The following is a 17,753-nucleotide window of genomic DNA, read 5'->3' as shown; positions in this document are numbered from 1 at the left end:
GGAGGGTCAGGCGAACAGGATTAACTGATGAAATCACTGATGAGATGAATGGGCTAACATTCATCGACGTTGCGCACATAGGGAGAGCGGGCGGTCTTGGCGGGCTCGAATGAGGGAGTTTGGCTGCGCAGGTTGTCGCCACAGAACTTCTACTTCAGGCCCATGCAGTTGGCGTAATAGGTCACCGTGGCAGGCCAATCGCTGAAGATGCCCAGAATACCTACATCCCGGTTCAGGACGTCCAGTACTTTCATCACGTCCCCCTCGCGCCTTATGGCGGAATCGAAAGTCTGGTAATAAAAGCCGTTATCACCGTCTGCCAACAATCCGGAGCGCTCCAGGGTCCAGGTGATAATGTCGAGTCCTGCGGCCTTAGCCTGTATGGCATAGTTGGACGGAATGATATTGCCGCTCCCATCGACATTCAGTAGGGCGAATATGGGAGGAGCCACAATATTGATGCCCTCGGCCTTATAAGCGGCCAACTGACCGGCATTGGGGAGATCCGCTACAGTGTTGGCATCGTCGAGATAAACTGCCTGCCTCCCGAAATCCGGCTCATTGGCGATCCAGTAGCGGATATCGCGGATATCGAAGGATTGAGGGTAGACATCGCGAGGTTTGATATCCGCAGCCTTGTGTTCGTCGATCATCTGCTGTGCATAAACTTCCTGCGTGTAGTCGCCGACTCCGTCCCCATCGCTGTCATAAGGCATCGCTACCTCCGCGCTCTTGAGTTCAGGGGCCATTTTTACGCCCAGCTTGCTGAAGAGTTCGATACTTTCCCGATGGCTGAGCAGGGTTCCGCTGGTGAGGCCGGCGTACAAGTCGGTGCGCCATCCAGGAGTACCCTGCAGATATTCCCTAGCATTTCTTGCCTGCGGATTGAAGGCGTCCATTTTCCCTTTCAGGCTCTTGAATTCTTCCAGGGTGATGTCGCTCGTGCAGCACTGGGCGGAAGCTTCCTGGATCAGGTTTCCGGAAGCATCGAACTGGGCGGGCATAAAAGGGCGCCTGCATTTTTCAGCCAGGGGTGTTTCCAGAATATTTGTGGTGGTGTGCAGATCGCATTGCGAATGGCGGCACACCAGTTCCTTGTCCCTGGTAAACGTTACATCGCACTCCAGAATGCCGGCACCCATGCGAGCGGCCGCCCGGTAGGATTCCGCAGTATGTTCGGGAAACTGCAATGGCGCGCCTGCCCAGCAGCCCTGTTCGACTGGTAAATACTGCATCAAGGGAAAGCGCTATTGTCTGTTTGTGGCGTATCAAACCTTTTTCTGTTGGCCTTGCCCCTCGGATTTGGAGAAGGGATAATATGGGTCTCTTCGCTATCCTGGTTGTATCCGTCAGCTTCAGCTTAAAATAAGATATGAGCGGCGTGCGTATATCTTTCAGGGTGGACTTCATCGGGTGGATTTCTTATTATGCTGTTGATGATCGATAATTACGATTCCTTCACTTATAACCTGGTCCAGTATTTTGGCGAACTGGGCGAGGAAGTGAAAGTGTTTCGCAATGATGAAATCACCCCTCAGGAAGTTGCGCAGTTAAAGCCTGATCGTATCGTGATCTCCCCAGGCCCGTGCACGCCGAGCAAGGCTGGAATATCCATTCCCCTGATCGAGCGCTACAATGAGCAGATTCCCTTGCTGGGTGTCTGTCTCGGTCATCAGAGCATAGGGCAGGCCTTCGGCGGAAAAATAATTCATTCGGCACGACCGATGCACGGCAAGACCTCCCTTATCTTTCATGATGGGGCAGGAGTGTTTCGTGGTTTGCCCAACCCGTTCACCGCAATCCGTTACCACTCTCTTGTCATTGAGCGGGAAACTCTGCCCGACTGCCTGGAAATCACCGCCTGGACCGAAGATGGGGAAATCATGGGTGTGCGTCACAAGACCCTGCCCATCGAAGGTGTGCAGTTTCATCCGGAATCCATTCTGACCGAGCATGGGCACACATTGCTCGGGAATTTTCTGAACCAGTGAAAACTGAAGGAAGTGGCATGAATCCCAGTGAAAGGGTTGAAAGAGTTGCGGGGGCGGTATCATTCAGTAGCAGGCCACTGTGAGTCCGCAGGAAGCACTGACACGCCTCATCGAGCATCGTGAAATCTTTCATGATGAAATGCTGTCGCTCATGCGGCAGATCATGCGCGGAGAACTCTCCCCCACGCTGATTTCAGCGATTATCACCGGGTTGCGTGTGAAGAAGGAAACCGTAGGCGAGATCACTGCTGCGGCACAGGTAATGCGCGAATTTGCCGCCCGCGTGGAAGTGCAGGATGACCGCCTCGTCGATACATGCGGAACAGGAGGGGATAGTGCCCATACTTTCAACATTTCCACCACCGCTGCGTTCGTCGCCGCGGCTGCCGGCGCACGGGTGGCGAAACATGGCGGACGCTCTGTTTCCAGCAAATCGGGAAGTGCCGATGTGCTCGAAGCACTGGGGCTCAACCTCGACCAGACATCGGCGCAAATAGCGGAGAGCATAAATGAAATCGGTCTCGGTTTCATGTTCGCGCCCAATTTCCACAATGCCATGAAACATGCCGCCTCCGTACGGCGCGAGCTGGGGGTGCGCACCCTGTTTAATATCCTCGGGCCGCTGACCAATCCCGCCGGAGCAAAAAATCAACTGCTGGGCGTATTTCATCCCGATCTCGTGGGTATCATCACCCGCGTTTTGCATCGTCTGGGTAGCCGTCACGTCATGGTGGTTCATGGCACCAGCACCCAGGGCGGGCTGGATGAGATCACGATAGCTGGCGAGACGCTGGTAGGCGAACTCAGGCACGGAGAGGTCCTCGAATATACCGTCAGGCCGGAAGATTTCGGCATGAAAACAGCTGCCATTGAAACAATACAAGCGCATGGCACCGCTCAGTCGGCAGAGATGCTGAGAGCGGTATTGAATAATCAGCCGGGGCCGCCGCGGGATATCGTATTGCTGAATGCAGGTGCGACGATTTATGTGGCAGGTGTCGCAGAGTCGCTCGCGCAAGGTGTAAAAAAAGCGCATGCCGTTATAGAAAGCGGTGCTGCGAGGGAAAAATTGCAGGAGCTGGTGGAATTCTCAAACCGGCAGAACCAGGGTGAGATTTCTCTTGTTTGATCATGGCTAATATTCTTCAGGAGATTCTGGCGACAAAGCGACAGGAGATTGCGGCATTGAAAGCGCAGGGTTCTCTTGCCGTGCTTCTTCGCCAGGCGGAGGCGTTACCGCCGCCAAGGGATTTCGTTGGCGCGCTTCGCAAGAAGCTTGCCCTGGGATTGCCGGCCGTCATTGCGGAAATAAAGAAGGCCAGTCCCAGCAAGGGCGTGTTGCGCGAGCAGTTCGACCCCGCGGCTATCGCCGTGAGCTATGCCCAGCATGGCGCGGCCTGCCTGTCGGTTCTGACAGACCAGCAATATTTCCGTGGCAGCGCGGAATATCTGAAGCAGGCCAGAAGCGCCGGCGATCTGCCGGTCCTGCGCAAGGATTTTATGCTGGACGAATATCAGGTCGCCGAAGCACGGCTCATGGGGGCGGATTGCATCCTCATCATTGTCGCCGCCTTCCGCGATCCTTTCATTTCGGTCGGGAGCCACCGGCAGAAGGAAGAAGCGGTAGTGGAAATGCGCAAGCTGGAGTTGCTGGCTCATGCGCTCGGGATGGCCGTGCTGGTGGAGGTTCATGATGGTGCGGAACTCGAGCTGGCGCTGGAGTTGGCGTCTCCCCTGATCGGGATCAATAACCGCAACCTGTATACGTTTGAAACCCGACTGGATACGACCCTGCATCTGCTTGACCGTATTCCGCCAGATCGCATGACCATCACCGAAAGCGGGGTACTCACACCTGACGATGTTGCGCTGATGCGCCGGCACGGAGTAGGCATCTTCCTCGTAGGCGAAGCCTTCATGCGTGCTCATGATCCTGGAGCCGAGCTGGCGAGGTTGTTCGGATAGAGCAATTCATCAGTCGTCCGGGTTGTATCCGACCCGCAGGATTCCGAAGGTTCCCATGCTTTTGTTGCAAAAAAGCAACACATATCCTTGTCCAGTTCCCAAACTCTCTTTATTTCCTTGCTAGGCGTTGTTACGTTAGGCACAATCTCTCAACCCTCTCATTTTCGGGAGGTCCAGGCAGCGGGAATAAACTCCCACCGAAATAGGGTCGGTGCGAGGCCCCACCGTTTCAACTTTAAAGGAGATTTTCCATATGAAAAAGAAACTGATTGCGCTGGCCGTTGCCGGTGCACTCGCGGCCCCGGTGGTTGCATCCGCTCAGGGGACAAACGTTACGCTTTTTGGTCGGGCACAAGCTGAATACAGTCTCGTTGATTTTGCCAGCCAGCCCAGCCAGGGGGCGCTCCAGGACAATTCCCGCTCTTCCCGCTGGGGTCTGCAGGTCACAGAAGATCTGGGCAATGGCCTGAAAGCAAATGCCCGCCTGGAATTCGGGCTTAACACCGGCTCTGGTTCCGCCACCACGCCTCGCGAGCAGTGGGTCGGCCTCTCCCACAGCCACTGGGGTGATATCAGGTTTGGCCGTCTCCAGTCCCCCTTCAAGGACTTCGCCGGGGGTATGACAATCGATCCGTTCGCCTACACCACCCTGCAAGCCAATGGTGCCGGTGGAACCATGTCCGGTGCAGCTAATGGCATGGGTTCTGGTGCGAATACTTTCGTCAACAGCGCCATTCGTTATGACTCCGCAAGCATCGAAGGGTTCACCTTCTCGGGTATCTTGATGCCCGGTGATGCCAATTCACTCAACCCGCTTCAAAGTGGCAGCATCATTTCCGGCTTCCTTCCCGGCGGCCTGGGCAGCAATGGCAATACCGGTGGGCGAAATGGTGAATTCGATGGACAGGCAGCGGCCAAGTACCATGCGGATTTCATGGGCATGGGTCTCGATATCTTCGGCGGCTATTCGCGGGATAATGCCAACGGCATCCAGAAAAGCCTTGGTCTCAGAACCGAAGAGATATGGCGGGTGGGTGCTTCCTGGGCCTGGGAAAACTTCAAGCTGAGCGGTCAGTATGAAGACGTCAACAATGCGCTTGGGGCCGCCACATGTAGCACCGCGGCCTCCCTGACGGCGAATCCGCTCGATTCCGGGCTGGTTTCCGGCCAATGCAACTCCGCCATGAACTGGGGCGGAGACGGCAATCTCTGGTTTGCCAGCGCTCAATACAGATGGGGCAACACCACGCTGGTGGCGCAGGGCGGTATGACCAAAGCCCATGCTGGCGGCGTGAATGCCGCGGCTGCGCGCAAGGCCGACAGCTTTACCGTCGGTGCGATTCACAACCTGAGCAAGCGGACGAGCATTTTTGGTGGTTATCAACATGTTTATCTTGATAACCCCAATGGACCGGCAGCCAATAACCTTATTGCTACTGGTGCGGGCGCCCCTCTTCTTGGAACTGTTGGATATACAGCACCTAACTATGTGAATGGTGGTGCTAACCGTTCAACCTTCACGATCGGTCTTCGCCACAACTTCTGATTGTTGTTCAACAGAAAAAAGGGGCGCTTCGGCGCCCCTTTTTTTCCATCTTCGATTAAATGTCAATTGCATTGAACCGCGACTTCTGACGAACCCGCTTGACCAGCCACTGAGCAGCCTTGTCGGGCCAAATTATGTTCTCTGTGCAGTTTAACCCTGGATGAGTTGTGAGTTTAGTTTGGGAAATATACGTGTTAACATGCTTACAGGACAAAACGTTACAGCAATTCAGGCAAGAAGAATGACAAGTAACTGTCGGATCGAAAGACAGGATGAAAGCAGTAGAAGGGAAAAGTACAGGTAGTTTCAGCAAGGCTTATCGCCTGATTGCCATATTCCGAGTGGCGAATCCAGACCATTTTTTTCGAGATTTCGCAAAAACGAACCAGCATTGAAGTGTCCCGCTGCAACTTCAGACAACTTCAGCACCTGCAAAACAACAGGAAGAAATCAGGGTGATCCCAACCCTGACATTAATAAAGTTTACGGAAGTTTTTTGGAGGATTTATACATGGGAGTTCCTTTACGTCAACAGATAGCTGTCGGCACTTATCTGCTCAAGCAAAAGTTGGGAGGAGTAAAAAAATACCCTATGGTCTTGATGTTGGAACCCCTGTTCCGGTGCAATCTGGCCTGTGCCGGCTGCGGCAAGATCGATTATCCCGATCATATCCTGGACAAGCGGATGTCGTATGAGGAATGCATGCAGGCGGTCGATGAGTGTGGAGCCCCCATGGTTTCCATCCCGGGTGGGGAGCCGTTGATACATAAGGAAATGCCGGAGATCGTCAGAGGCATCATTGCGCGCAGGAAATATGTTTATCTGTGCACCAATGCGCTTTTGTTGAAAAAGAAGATTGACGACTATACCCCTTCGCCTTATTTGACTTTTTCCATTCATCTGGATGGCCTGAAGGAAAGGCATGACGCCTCTGTCTGTCAGGACGGGGTGTTCGACCGCGCGGTCGAGGCTATAAAACTGGCGGTTGCAAAGGGATTCAGGGTTACCGTCAACTGCACTTTGTTTCAGGGCGAAACGCCGGAAGATGTTGCGGAGTTTCTCGACTATGCCATGGAGCTGGGGGTCGAGGGCGCGACGATCGCACCCGGATTCAGTTATGAGCGCGCTCCCAGGCAGGATATCTTCATTAAGGGGAAGGATACCAAGAATCTCTTCAGGGACATTTTCAAGATAGGCAAGACCCGTAAATGGAAGCTGAATCATTCGTCGCTTTATCTCGATTTTCTCGCGGGCAACCAGAACTATCAATGCACGCCCTGGGGAAATCCGACACGCAACATTTTCGGTTGGCAAAAGCCTTGCTATCTGCTTCCGGATGAAGGGTATGCATCCAGCTTCCAGGAGTTGCTGGATGATACTCCGTGGGATAAATACGGCAATAGCAGCAATCCGAAGTGCGCCCAATGCATGGCGCATTGCGGCTATGAAGCTACGGCCGTGGAAGATATGCTGCAGCATCCGTTGAAAGCGCTTGTCACATCCATCAGGGGGCCGAAAACAGCGGGACCGATGGTGGCGGAGCCTGCACCGAAATGGGCGCGAGAGGAACTGAAAACCCCGGTGACGCTTGCAGGAATTCCGGTCAAAATAGAGCGATAACGTTGCCCGTTGCCGAAACGGGCGACACTGCATTGATCAGCAACCGTAAAAGTCAATGCGCGCTGGGTTTGACCGAGACAACTTTACCGGGAGCGGGTCCGATCGGATGATGGCCGGATCCGTCCGATCCTATCAAATACTCGGCAAAACCGCTAAAGCGGTTCGGGATGTGGATGTAATTATAGAAACGTCACGATGGGGATGTCGGATTTCCGAAACATTGGAAACTATCGGCTCGCTCGACGCAAGACCCGCATGGCCGGATATCGCAACGAATGTTGCCGGATGCAATCCCCTGTCAGTCACGTGCATGAACAAACTGCTATAAGATTATCAACATGAAGATCCTGAGCGCACTGAAGTCACTGCTGCAACTTCAAATAATTACACTGATGCTTCTGGCGGCATCTTCCTCCTGGAGCCAAACCCAGGAGCCGGGAACGCCGGAGCAAGTCGTCGAACAGTTGCAGGAAGCGCTCATCAAGGCGATGCGTGAGGGCCCGGATCTCGGCTACGAGGGGCGCTATGAATTGCTGGCTCCCATCATCAATCAGACCCATGATCTTGACTTCATTGCACGTACCTCGCTGGGAGCGAACTGGACGCAATTGAGTGCTGAACAGCAGCGAACCTTTACAGGTACTTTCCGCAAGCTCAGCATAGCTACTTACGCGGGTCAGTTCAAGGAATACGACGGCGAGCAGTTTGAATTTCTCGAGCGTCAATCCATGCCCCGCGAGCAGGTAATGATACGCAGCAAATTGATCCAGGCCAACGGCGAACCGGTGCGGTTCGACTATATATTGCGGCAGGGAAAGGATGGGTGGCGTATAGTGAATATTATGGCGGACGGTGTCAGCGATCTGGCGTTAAAGCGTGTCGAGTATCGTGCCATTCTTCAGCGTGATGGTTTTCCAAAGCTCGTCGACATGCTCAAGCAGAAGATCGAGCAGGCAGGAAAAGACTGAGCACTGCAAATCTCACGACAAATCTTTGAACCAGCTTTTCCAGCTTTTTCCATCGACCGCCTGTCCCGCTGCACTTCGAGTCCGTACCCACTTCATCCGGAGTAAAATCAGTGACAATCCAGAGAACTGCATGGGCAAAAGGGGGCGGTTTTGTAATAAGGGACAGAAACCTTCTGGAAAAACCTTGATCGTCATTTCCGTGAAAGCGGAAATCACTGATTTATAATATTATTGCATTGAAAAAAACTGGGTACCCGCTTTCGCGGGTATGACGGCATCTTGATGGGTCCGAGGAAAAACCGCCACTTCAGGTTTCCCTTTTCGCATTTTGTCTCGCCAACGACCCGGGATTCTTTTTTGCCTCGCTGCTAACTCCCGAAACCATCCTCTAAGCACGGATCGATTCTCCGACATTGCTTCCCAAGCATGACCACAACAAACAACGATTTGGAAAGCCGCGTTTACCGTATTTTTGCAGCTTGGACCACCGTTTGCTATCGTCATGGCGCCTGGGTTCTTTTTGCAGCACTGCTGATTTCCGCAGGATGCAGCGTCTACGTCTCGCGCAATCTCGGCATCAATACCGACACAACCGACATGCTCTCCAGGGATCTGCCGTTTCGTGTCAATATCACCCGCTACAACAAGACATTTCCGCAGGATGTCGACACGCTTCTGGTAGTGCTGGAAGCACCGACGCCTGAGCAGGTCCATCAGGCAACCGAACGCCTTGCCGCGCGGCTGAAAAAAGACACTCTCAATTTCGAGGATGTCTATCCCCCGACGGGAGGCGAATTCTTCACACGCAATGGCCTGCTCTATGAAAGCGTTCCGGAACTGCAGCAGGTAACCGATCGCGTCGCTGCAGCACAGCCTTTGATGGCCCATATTGCCGGAAACCCTACCCTCGCGGCTTTCGCCGATGTGCTGAAGGGGGCGGTAGAGGAATTACAGAAGGGCCGCGTCATGGAGCTCAGCCCGGTGCTGGGCGCAGTGAGCGACACGCTGGGAGCGAGACTGGAAGGGTCACCGCGTGCGCTGTCGTGGCAAGCCCTCTTCAGTGGCGAACCGCAAAAAAGCAAATACCGGGAACTGATCCTGATCAAGCCGAAGCTCAATTATGATCAGATGTTTCCCGGGGAGCAGGCCATCAAGGCGCTATCCGCTGCGGCAGGCGATGCCGGAATTACGGAAGATGGAGCAGTCCGCCTGCGTATTACCGGGGAAGTGGCGTTATCGCATGACGAACTGAGCAGCTCGCTGCTCGGTATGGAATACGCGGGAATAATTACCTTCATCCTGGTCGCTGTGGTTCTTTATTTTGCGATGCGGGCGGCCGGGTTGATCATCAACGTACTGGTGTGTCTCGCCATGGGCCTGGTTCTAACGGCGACATTTGCTACCGTCGCAGTGGGACATGTCAACCTGATCTCCATTGCGTTTGCCGTGTTGTACATCGGTCTGGGCGCCGACTTCGCAATTCACTTTCTGCTGCGCTATCGCGAAGTTCTGGAAAGCGGCAACCCGTCTACCGAGGCCCTGCATGTTTCTGGCGGGGATGCGGGTGCCGCCCTTACCGCTTGCACCATCACTAACGCAATCGGCTTCTACGCGTTCATCCCTACGGATTACAGCGGCGTGGCGGAATTGGGGTTAATTTCCGGCACAGGCATGATTATCAGCCTTCTGGTAACTCTTACGGTTGCGCCTGCCCTGTTGCGCTACCTTCCAACCCGGCGCGAAGCCAAAGCAATCGTTCCGCCGAAAGCGTCGGTTGGCAGAGTGCTGGAGTTATCCCTGAAATGGCACAGGCTGACCTATGCCGTCACGCTTGCCGCGTCGATTGGCGCTCTTCTTCTGCTGCCCCAAGTGCGGTTCGACTACAATCTCCTGAATTTGCAGGATCAGAAAGGAAAAGCGATACAGGCCTTTCGTCAACTCCTTGCAGAGCCCGATCTTTCGCCGTGGCATTCCGTTGCGCTGGCAGAAGACCAGAAAGAACTGGCGCGTCTGACGCACGCATTGAGCAAGCTTCCCGAGGTGGAGAAGGTGGTCAGCCTTCCCGATTTCGTGCCGGCGGATCAGGAAGAAAAGCTGCAACTCATCGAGGAAATGGCGTTGACAGTGGGACCGATCGAGATGGTGGCGCAGGATCGCCGCGTGGACAGTTCCATCCGGAAACAGCGTGAGGCGCTCGACGCATTGGCCGCCGCACTGGATAGTTTTATTGTCGCGCGCCCGGAGCATGCGGCAGTGCCGGCCGCACGCAAGCTCAGGTCATCCCTGAGTTCCCTGTTTGAACAGCTGGATACAGCCAGCCCTGCCGAGCAGGACGCCTTGCTGCGGTCCGTGAAGGGAGATCTGCTGGTTACATTGCCTGCCGCGCTGGAGAACCTGCGCACCGCGACGGAGGCCAGCCTGTTTGGCGAGCAGGATCTGCCGGCATCATTGAGCAGCCGCTGGCATGCCCAGTCAGGCGAATATCGCCTGGCAATTTATCCGTCAGAAGACCTGAATGACAATGATGCATTGCGACGCTTCGTGCGAAGCGTGCAGAAAGTGGCGCCCGAGGTGACGGGAGCGCCAGTGGTGACCCTTGAAGCAGGCGAGGCGGTAGTGCGCGCATTCGTACAGGCATTTTTGCTTGCACTCGCTGGAATTATCGTCGCCCTGCTGATGTTGTTGCGCAGTGTAAAGTACATGCTGCTGGTCCTGCTCCCGCTGCTGCTGTCCAGCCTGTTTACCGCTGCGTTCACAGTCCTTCTGGATGTTCCGTTCAATTTTGCCAATATCATTGCTCTCCCGCTTTTGCTTGGCCTGGGGATCGATAGCAGCCTGCATATGGTGCACCGCAGCCTGAACAATGAGCTGGTAAGCGAGATTCTGATCTACACCAGCACTGCGCGTGCGATCTTCTATAGCGCGCTGACGGCGCTGGTGGATTTCGCAAGCCTGATGTTCTCGTCGCACAGGGGTACTGCGAGTATGGGAATAATGCTTACCGTGGGGCTGGCTTTTACGCTTATCTGTACGCTGGTGATACTGCCCGCACTGCTGCGCGCGCCGGCCGCAGGGCCAAAGGCCCAATTTGTGCGCTAGTCCGGCAATAATTGTATACTTCGCACCTGTAGCAGTTTGTGGGCATTCCCATTCCATGCGGATTCTGATTCTGACGGACAGATTAACAGGGACATAGCCTTCCCTTTACGGATGGTGGAAAATATGCGAACTTCCTTCCTGTTGTTGGCATGCATCTCACTGTTTACCGGTTGCTCGACGCTGCATAAGAACGATGCGGACATCGATACGGTCGATCCGAATGAAAGAGCCAATCGGCAGTTTTACAATTTTACCGACAAGGTGGACCGCGCCGTTCTGGCGCCGGTTGCGGATGCCTATATAAAGCATGTGCCCGACCCCCTGCAGCGTTCGATCGGCAATTTCTACGACAACCTAGCATACCCCAATGTTATTCTGAATGATTTCCTGCAAGGTAAAGTACGGCAGGGATTCCAGGACACCCTTCGCTTTGCGGTCAATTCGACCATCGGTCTGGGTGGGCTCTTCGACATGGCAGGCCCCATGGGGTTGCCACAGCATGATGAAGATTTCGGTCAGACACTCGGTGTGTGGGGTGTTGATGCCGGCTCCTACCTTTTTGTCCCTCTGATCGGCCCCAGCAGCTATCGCGATGCGCCCGGCATTCCTGTGAGCGTTTTCAGCAACCTTTTGTTTTATGCGGGTACTGTCGCCAGCAGTGCAGTTGTAGCTCCAATCACGGTTTTAAGTATCATCGACAGGCGGGCGCGGTTGTCCGGCCCCATGCGTATTCGGGACCAAGCCGCGCTGGACCCTTATCTTTTTGTTCGCGAAGGTTTTCTACAGCAGCGCAAGCATTTGATCTATGATGGCGACCCGCCGCCGGAGAGCCTGGACGAATTCGCAGATGAGGGTTCCGTACAGAACGAGGCGACGTCCGAGCCGTTGAGATGAGACTTTAATCAAATCTCAACTGCTGTTTCCACATTCGTCCAGCGGACGCTGCATCTGCAATAAACATTCTTGCGTGAATCTCGAAATGTGGCGATTTCAGGGCCGAATCGAGTAAAATCATGCTTTTAAGGGTTTTATAATTACATTCACACCTGCAATGTGTTCTTCCTGAAACTTTAAAGAGGCGCTAGGTAAAAGTACATGAAAAAATTCGGAGGTATGGCGAGAACTTCGTTGGAAGCTCAATCCTCGAGCTCAAACAATACTCCCGCGATGGACGAAAAAACGCTGAAAGCGGGGCTGAAAGCGGCACGCGATGCACTGCTGGCCCAGCAGAAGGAAGATGGCCACTGGTGCTTTCCATTGGAGGCCGATTGCACGATTCCCGCCGAGTATATACTGATGATGCACTTCATGGATGAAGTGGACCTGGACCTGGAGATCAGGATTGCCCGCTTTATTCGTGAAAAACAGGATGCGGCGCACGGAGGCTGGCCCCTCTACTACGGCGGTGAGTTCGACCTGAGCTGTTCGGTCAAGGCCTATTATGCCCTGAAGATTGCGGGTGACTCCCCCGACGCGGCCCACATGGTGCGTGCGCGTGCAGCAATTCTGGAGCATGGCGGCGCAGCGAGAGCAAACGTATTTACACGCCTGCTGCTTGCCATGTATGACCAGCTTCCCTGGCGGGGGGTGCCATTTGTGCCGGTGGAAATCATACTGTTCCCCAAGTGGTTCCCATTCCATACCAGCAAGGTCGCGTACTGGTCGCGGACAGTAATGGTTCCGCTGTCTATCCTTTGCAGCCTGAGGGCGCGCGCGGCGAATCCGCGCAAAGTCGCCATCCGTGAATTGTTCACGGTACCCCCGGAGGAGGAGCGGAATTATTTTCCGGTACGTACTGCGCTCAATCGCATGTTTCTGCTGATCGAACGCACTCTCTCCCTGCTCGAACCATTCATACCCAAAGGGGTGCGCAGATTAGCGCTGCGGCGGGCGGAAAGCTGGATCGTGGAAAGGCTGAACGGCGACTCAGGGCTGGGGGCGATCTTTCCTGCCATGGTGAATGCCAGCGAAGCTCTGGCATTGCTTGGATACCCGTATGATCATCCCGCACGGGTGCAATGCCGCAAGGCGCTGCACCTGCTGCTGGTGGATGAGGGCGAGCGTACCTGGTGCCAACCCTGCGTTTCCCCTGTATGGGATACCGTCCTGACCTGTCTCGCCTTTCAGGAGGATACGGAGGTCGATCAGAAGCCTATCCGGAAAGCGCTCGACTGGCTGGTTCCCTGCCAGGTGCTCGATGCTCCGGCGGACTGGCAGGAAGATCATCCCGAATTGCCGGGAGGTGGCTGGGCTTTCCAGTACACGAATCCTCACTATCCCGATCTTGACGACACGGCTGCGGTGGCCTGGGCGCTGTACCAGGCCGACCCCAAGGCTTATCAGGAAAGCATCAGCCGGGCTGCCGACTGGCTGGCAGGGATGCAGTCCAGCAATGGCGGGTTTGCGGCTTTCGACAGCGACAATACGTATTACTATCTCAACGAGATTCCGTTTGCCGATCATGGAGCGCTCCTTGATCCTCCGACCAGTGATGTTTCCGCCCGTTGTGCAGGTTTTCTCGCCTTGTACGGCCAGTCCAGGCATAAACAGGCGCTGGAACGGAGCCTGGCATACCTCTTCAATGAACAGGAGGCCAGTGGCGCCTGGTTCGGCCGCTGGGGCAGCAATTATATCTATGGAACGTGGTCCGTGCTGGAGGCCTTCCGTCTGGCCGGGATAGATACCGGTCATCCTGCCATCCGGCGTGCGGTGCACTGGCTCAAATCCGTGCAGCGGGAGGATGGAGGATGGGGGGAAAGTAACGACAGCTACCTTTCCCCCCAGCAGGCAGGCCAGTTTCATACCAGTACTTCTTTTCATACCGCATGGGCACTGCTCGCACTGATGGGAGTCGGCGAATGGCGCAGTCATGAGGTTCACCGGGGAATTGCCTACCTGTTGCGGGAACAGGGCAGCGACGGGCTTTGGCATGAGCCCTGGTTCACCGCTCCCGGCTTCCCGCGGGTTTTCTACCTCAAGTACTACGGGTATACGAAATATTTCCCGGTATGGGCATTGACCCGATTTCATGCATTGAACCGGAAGCCCCCTGCGTGACGGGGGTCGGCATCATTATCGCCATGCGGGTGGAGGCGCGTTGCATAACGCCATTGCGCCTCTTCTTCAATCAAAGGACAGATCTCGGGAATGGCGCTGCTATCTGGCTTTGTGGGGTGGGGGCAGAGGCAGCCGGCGCAGCCGCAACCGGACTGAGGACAGCAGGGGCCACTGCGCTGATGAGCTTCGGCTTTGCGGGCGCATTGCATTCCGGCCTGAATTCTGGAGGGCTGATGCTGCCTGAATCGATCCATACGGGCGACTGTCTCCTGCCGGTTGATTTGGATTGGCGCGCTCGCTTGCAGCGATGCCTGCCCGATCACCTGAATGTGACAGGCGGCATCCTGGCTGCCAGCAGCAAGGTGCTTACCTCCACTTCTGCAAAACGCGACCTGGCCGAATCCACCGGCGCGAAGGCAGTAGACATGGAAAGCGGCGCAGTTGCCGAAGTTGCCGCGAATGCCGGCTTGCCATTCATGGCGGTACGCGCTATTTCAGACCCCCTCGACTTCTCGCCCCCCAGTGTTCTGCTTGAGGCAGTACGGCCGGACGGAAGTCCTCACCTGGTTCGTCTGCTGGGGCTGTTACTGAAGCGCTCGCTGACCCTCGGCACACTGCTGCGGCTGGCATCGGACGCGCGTGCCGCGCGCTCTACCTTGTCGACGGTGGTACGATATGCCGATGCGGAAATGCGTGCCATTCGTTCGCCTGCATCCTTTCCAATAATGTCTTGAGAATTCACCCTGTTAAAGAGTAAAATGTCGCCCTTTCGCATCAGGCGTAATGGAGAATAGCATGGCAGTCACAACCGATCAAAAAGCACAGGTGGTGCGCGATTATCAACGGGCTGCGGGAGATACGGGTTCTCCCGAAGTGCAGGTCGCGTTACTGACCGCCCGTATCAACGATCTGGCCGGTCATTTCAAAGCGCATGTCAAGGATCATCACTCTCGCCGCGGTTTGCTGCGGATGGTAAGCCGTCGGCGCAAGCTGCTCGATTATTTGAAGCAGCACAGTGTGGAGAGCTACCGGGCGCTGATAGAACGGCTCGGCCTGCGTAAATAAAAGTAAATCCCCGATTGAGATAGCAGCGGAATAACCTATTGCTTCCTTGAGCACCGGAATGGATTCCGCTTGTATCGGTTGCGCGACCAAAGCTGTGGTGCCTGGAAGCGAAGCCGGGATGATTTAATCGAAAAGGGCAGTTAATTGAAAATCAAGAAAAGTGTTACGTACGGATCTCATCAACTAACATTCGAAACCGGAGAAATAGCAAGGCAGGCACATGCCGCCATTATGGTTAGCATGGGCGATACCGTCGTCCTGGTTACCGTGGTAGGTGCAAAAAGCGCCAAGCAGGGGCAGGATTTTTTCCCCCTGACGGTAGACTATCAGGAAAGGAGCTACGCGGCTGGCCGGATACCCGGCAGTTTTTTCAAACGTGAAGGCCGCCCCTCCGAAAAGGAAATTCTTACCTCCCGTCTGATCGATCGCCCGATCCGTCCCCTTTTTCCTGAAAATTTCTACAACGAAGTGCAGGTGGTAGCCACCGTCCTGTCTTCCGATAACGAAGTAGATGCCGATATTCCCGCCATGCTGGGCGCATCTGCCGCGCTGGTGCTCTCAGGCATCCCGTTCAACGGACCTATTGGCGCCGCGCGGATTGGCTACATCAATGGCGAATATATATTGAATCCCGATACCAGCGCCCTGAAGCAGACACAACTGAATCTGATCGTGGCTGGCACACGGCAGGCTGTGCTGATGGTAGAATCCGATGCGATGGAGCTGTCGGAGGATGTCATGCTGGGCGCCATCGTTTATGGTCATCAGCAAATGCAGATTGTCATCGACGCGATCAATGAACTGGCGGATGAGGCGGGCGTGACCGCATGGGATTGGGAACCACCTGCAAGAGACCCTGCACTGGCCATTAAAATTGCGGAACTGGCGGAGAATGATCTGCGTGCCGCTTTCCGCCAGAAGCAGAAGCAGGTAAGGTCCGAGACCATAGACAGCATCTGGACAAAAGTCTTTACCGAACTCGGCGTCGAGAACGAGGAAGGTCCTGATGCCCAGGCGGTGAAGGAGGCTTGTTTTGCGCTGGAATCGAGAATCGTGCGCTCGCAGATTCTGGACGGCGAACCGCGCATCGATGGGCGCGATACTCGCACCGTCAGGCCAATAACGATCCGTACCGGCCTTCTGCCGCGGACCCATGGTTCGGCATTATTTACCCGCGGAGAAACCCAGGCCCTGGTAGTTGCAACGCTGGGGACCGGTCGCGATGAGCAGAAAATCGATGCTCTCCAGGGAGATTACTCCGAGCGTTTCATGCTTCACTACAACATGCCTCCCTATGCCACCGGAGAGACGGGACGGGTTGGAACACCCAAGCGGCGTGAAATCGGGCACGGACGGCTGGCAAAACGGGCCCTGGTTGCAATTCTGCCTTCCCCGGAAGAGTTTGGCTATTCGCTTCGTGTGGTTTCTGAAATTACCGAATCCAATGGCTCCAGTTCCATGGCATCCGTTTGCGGCGGCTGCCTGGCATTGATGGATGCCGGCGTACCCCTGAAGGGACATGTGGCGGGTATTGCCATGGGGCTCATCAAGGAAGGCAACCGGTTTGCCGTGCTCACTGATATTCTGGGTGATGAAGATCACCTGGGCGACATGGATTTCAAGGTGGCGGGTACCGAAAATGGCATTACCGCCCTGCAGATGGATATCAAGATTCAGGGGATCACCAAAGAGATCCTGCATGCTGCCCTGGTTCAGGCAAGGGAAGGGCGGATCCATATTCTCGCGATCATGAAGGAGGCGTTGCCGGCCAGGCGCGAGGATATCTCGGAACATGCTCCCCGTATCATCAAGATCAGAATCAACCCCGAGAAAATACGGGACGTCATAGGAAAAGGGGGCGCAGTGATCCGTGCGCTTACTGAAGAGACGGGCACCACCATCGATATTACGGACGATGGCAATGTTATGATCGCATGTGTCAACGCGGAGGGTGGCGAGCTGGCGAGAAAGCGCATCGAAGACATCACGGCCGAGGTTGAAGTGGGGCGGGTATACGACGGAACAGTGCTGAAGCTTCTGGATTTTGGCGCCATTGTCAGCGTACTTCCGGGCAAGGACGGCCTGCTGCATATCTCGCAAATCGCCAATGAGCGCGTAAACAATGTTGGGGACCACCTCAAGGAAGGACAAGTGGTTCGGGTGAAGGTCCTGGAAGCTGACGACAAGGGAAGGTTGCGTCTCAGCATGAAAGCGGTTGCCTCCGATGTGGCGGACAACGCGACCACCTGATGGCAGAACAGAGAGAAGAATTTTCCACAAGGAGCAGAACTGCGCCACTTTCTCGATGCAGTTCCTTGTCCTCTTATCCCTGCCCTATCTCCTGTCTCCCGTATCTTCCGTTTTTTGAAGTCAGCTCAGTTAGCTGACTTCCCGGAATAAGTGCCTCCTGTCGATGGGGCTTTTATTCCGGGAAGTCAATG

At 55.1% G+C, this 17,753-nt stretch carries 13 protein-coding genes; 12 read left to right on the top strand and 1 reads right to left on the bottom strand.

The window, feature by feature from the left end:
• Window positions 1-149 precede the first annotated feature (149 nt).
• Window positions 150-1,235: a glycerophosphodiester phosphodiesterase family protein gene (locus C8R21_RS02950; RefSeq protein WP_258192218.1), complete on the bottom strand. Its 1,086-nt coding sequence runs from the start codon at window positions 1,233-1,235 to the stop codon at window positions 150-152.
• Window positions 1,236-1,427: 192 nt separating this feature from the next.
• On the opposite strand from C8R21_RS02950, the gene C8R21_RS02945 reads away from it, so the two are divergent.
• From C8R21_RS02945 to pnp, 12 genes are all read left to right on the top strand, one after another.
• Window positions 1,428-1,991 carry an anthranilate synthase component II gene (locus C8R21_RS02945; RefSeq protein ID WP_107761365.1) on the top strand — a complete coding sequence of 188 codons (564 nt, stop codon included), beginning with the start codon at window positions 1,428-1,430 and terminating at the stop codon, window positions 1,989-1,991.
• A gap of 79 nt (window positions 1,992-2,070) precedes the next feature.
• Window positions 2,071-3,120 (top strand): anthranilate phosphoribosyltransferase, encoded by a 1,050-nt coding sequence (gene trpD / locus C8R21_RS02940; protein WP_107761364.1) that lies wholly within the window; start codon window positions 2,071-2,073, stop codon window positions 3,118-3,120.
• Between the two features lie 2 nt (window positions 3,121-3,122).
• Window positions 3,123-3,956, top strand: a complete 834-nt coding sequence (gene trpC / locus C8R21_RS02935; RefSeq protein ID WP_107761363.1) for an indole-3-glycerol phosphate synthase TrpC — start codon at window positions 3,123-3,125, stop codon at window positions 3,954-3,956.
• A 253-nt stretch (window positions 3,957-4,209) separates the two neighbouring features.
• Complete coding sequence (locus C8R21_RS02930) at window positions 4,210-5,502, top strand: porin (RefSeq protein ID WP_107761362.1); 1,293 nt, start codon at window positions 4,210-4,212, stop codon at window positions 5,500-5,502.
• Between the two features lie 511 nt (window positions 5,503-6,013).
• A complete protein-coding gene (gene hpnH / locus C8R21_RS02925; protein ID WP_107761361.1) occupies window positions 6,014-7,123 on the top strand; it encodes an adenosyl-hopene transferase HpnH in 1,110 nt (369 codons plus the stop codon).
• A gap of 338 nt (window positions 7,124-7,461) precedes the next feature.
• On the top strand, window positions 7,462-8,091 hold the full coding sequence (locus C8R21_RS02920) for an HpnM family protein (RefSeq protein WP_107761360.1): 630 nt from the start codon (window positions 7,462-7,464) through the stop codon (window positions 8,089-8,091).
• 426 nt (window positions 8,092-8,517) lie between these two features.
• Window positions 8,518-11,190 (top strand): MMPL family transporter, encoded by a 2,673-nt coding sequence (locus C8R21_RS02915; protein WP_107761359.1) that lies wholly within the window; start codon window positions 8,518-8,520, stop codon window positions 11,188-11,190.
• Between the two features lie 123 nt (window positions 11,191-11,313).
• Window positions 11,314-12,084, top strand: a complete 771-nt coding sequence (locus tag C8R21_RS02910; protein WP_258192217.1) for an MlaA family lipoprotein — start codon at window positions 11,314-11,316, stop codon at window positions 12,082-12,084.
• A gap of 201 nt (window positions 12,085-12,285) precedes the next feature.
• Window positions 12,286-14,247 carry a squalene--hopene cyclase gene (shc, locus tag C8R21_RS02905; RefSeq protein WP_107761357.1) on the top strand — a complete coding sequence of 654 codons (1,962 nt, stop codon included), beginning with the start codon at window positions 12,286-12,288 and terminating at the stop codon, window positions 14,245-14,247.
• Window positions 14,199-14,981 (top strand): phosphorylase family protein, encoded by a 783-nt coding sequence (locus tag C8R21_RS02900; protein ID WP_258192216.1) that lies wholly within the window; start codon window positions 14,199-14,201, stop codon window positions 14,979-14,981. The genes shc and C8R21_RS02900 overlap by 49 nt, the downstream gene beginning before the upstream one ends.
• 61 nt (window positions 14,982-15,042) lie before the next feature.
• The gene (gene rpsO, locus C8R21_RS02895; protein ID WP_107761355.1) at window positions 15,043-15,312 is read left to right on the top strand and encodes a 30S ribosomal protein S15; all 270 of its coding nucleotides are present in this window, start codon (window positions 15,043-15,045) and stop codon (window positions 15,310-15,312) included.
• 144 nt (window positions 15,313-15,456) lie between these two features.
• Entirely contained in the window at window positions 15,457-17,562 is a 2,106-nt protein-coding gene (gene pnp / locus C8R21_RS02890; RefSeq protein WP_107761354.1) for a polyribonucleotide nucleotidyltransferase, read from the top strand.
• Window positions 17,563-17,753 lie beyond the last annotated feature (191 nt).

The sequence above is a fragment of the Nitrosospira multiformis genome (genome assembly GCF_003050865.1).
GTDB lineage: Bacteria > Pseudomonadota > Gammaproteobacteria > Burkholderiales > Nitrosomonadaceae > Nitrosospira > Nitrosospira multiformis_E.
The sequence above is the reverse complement of the archived record's forward strand: the minus strand, read 5'-3'. Positions and strand labels throughout refer to the sequence as shown.

Bases quoted from the DNA above. Each gene is read 5' to 3' on its own strand.
- C8R21_RS02950 (WP_258192218.1), bottom strand. From the start codon at position 1,235: ATGCAGTATTTACCAGTCGAACAGGGCTGCTGGGCAGGCGCGCCATTG.
- C8R21_RS02945 (WP_107761365.1), top strand. From the start codon at position 1,428: ATGCTGTTGATGATCGATAATTACGATTCCTTCACTTATAACCTGGTC.
- trpC (WP_107761363.1), top strand. From the start codon at position 3,123: ATGGCTAATATTCTTCAGGAGATTCTGGCGACAAAGCGACAGGAGATT.
- C8R21_RS02930 (WP_107761362.1), top strand. From the start codon at position 4,210: ATGAAAAAGAAACTGATTGCGCTGGCCGTTGCCGGTGCACTCGCGGCC.
- hpnH (WP_107761361.1), top strand. From the start codon at position 6,014: ATGGGAGTTCCTTTACGTCAACAGATAGCTGTCGGCACTTATCTGCTC.
- C8R21_RS02920 (WP_107761360.1), top strand. From the start codon at position 7,462: ATGAAGATCCTGAGCGCACTGAAGTCACTGCTGCAACTTCAAATAATT.
- C8R21_RS02915 (WP_107761359.1), top strand. From the start codon at position 8,518: ATGACCACAACAAACAACGATTTGGAAAGCCGCGTTTACCGTATTTTT.
- C8R21_RS02910 (WP_258192217.1), top strand. From the start codon at position 11,314: ATGCGAACTTCCTTCCTGTTGTTGGCATGCATCTCACTGTTTACCGGT.
- shc (WP_107761357.1), top strand. From the start codon at position 12,286: ATGAAAAAATTCGGAGGTATGGCGAGAACTTCGTTGGAAGCTCAATCC.
- C8R21_RS02900 (WP_258192216.1), top strand. From the start codon at position 14,199: ATGGGCATTGACCCGATTTCATGCATTGAACCGGAAGCCCCCTGCGTG.
- rpsO (WP_107761355.1), top strand. From the start codon at position 15,043: ATGGCAGTCACAACCGATCAAAAAGCACAGGTGGTGCGCGATTATCAA.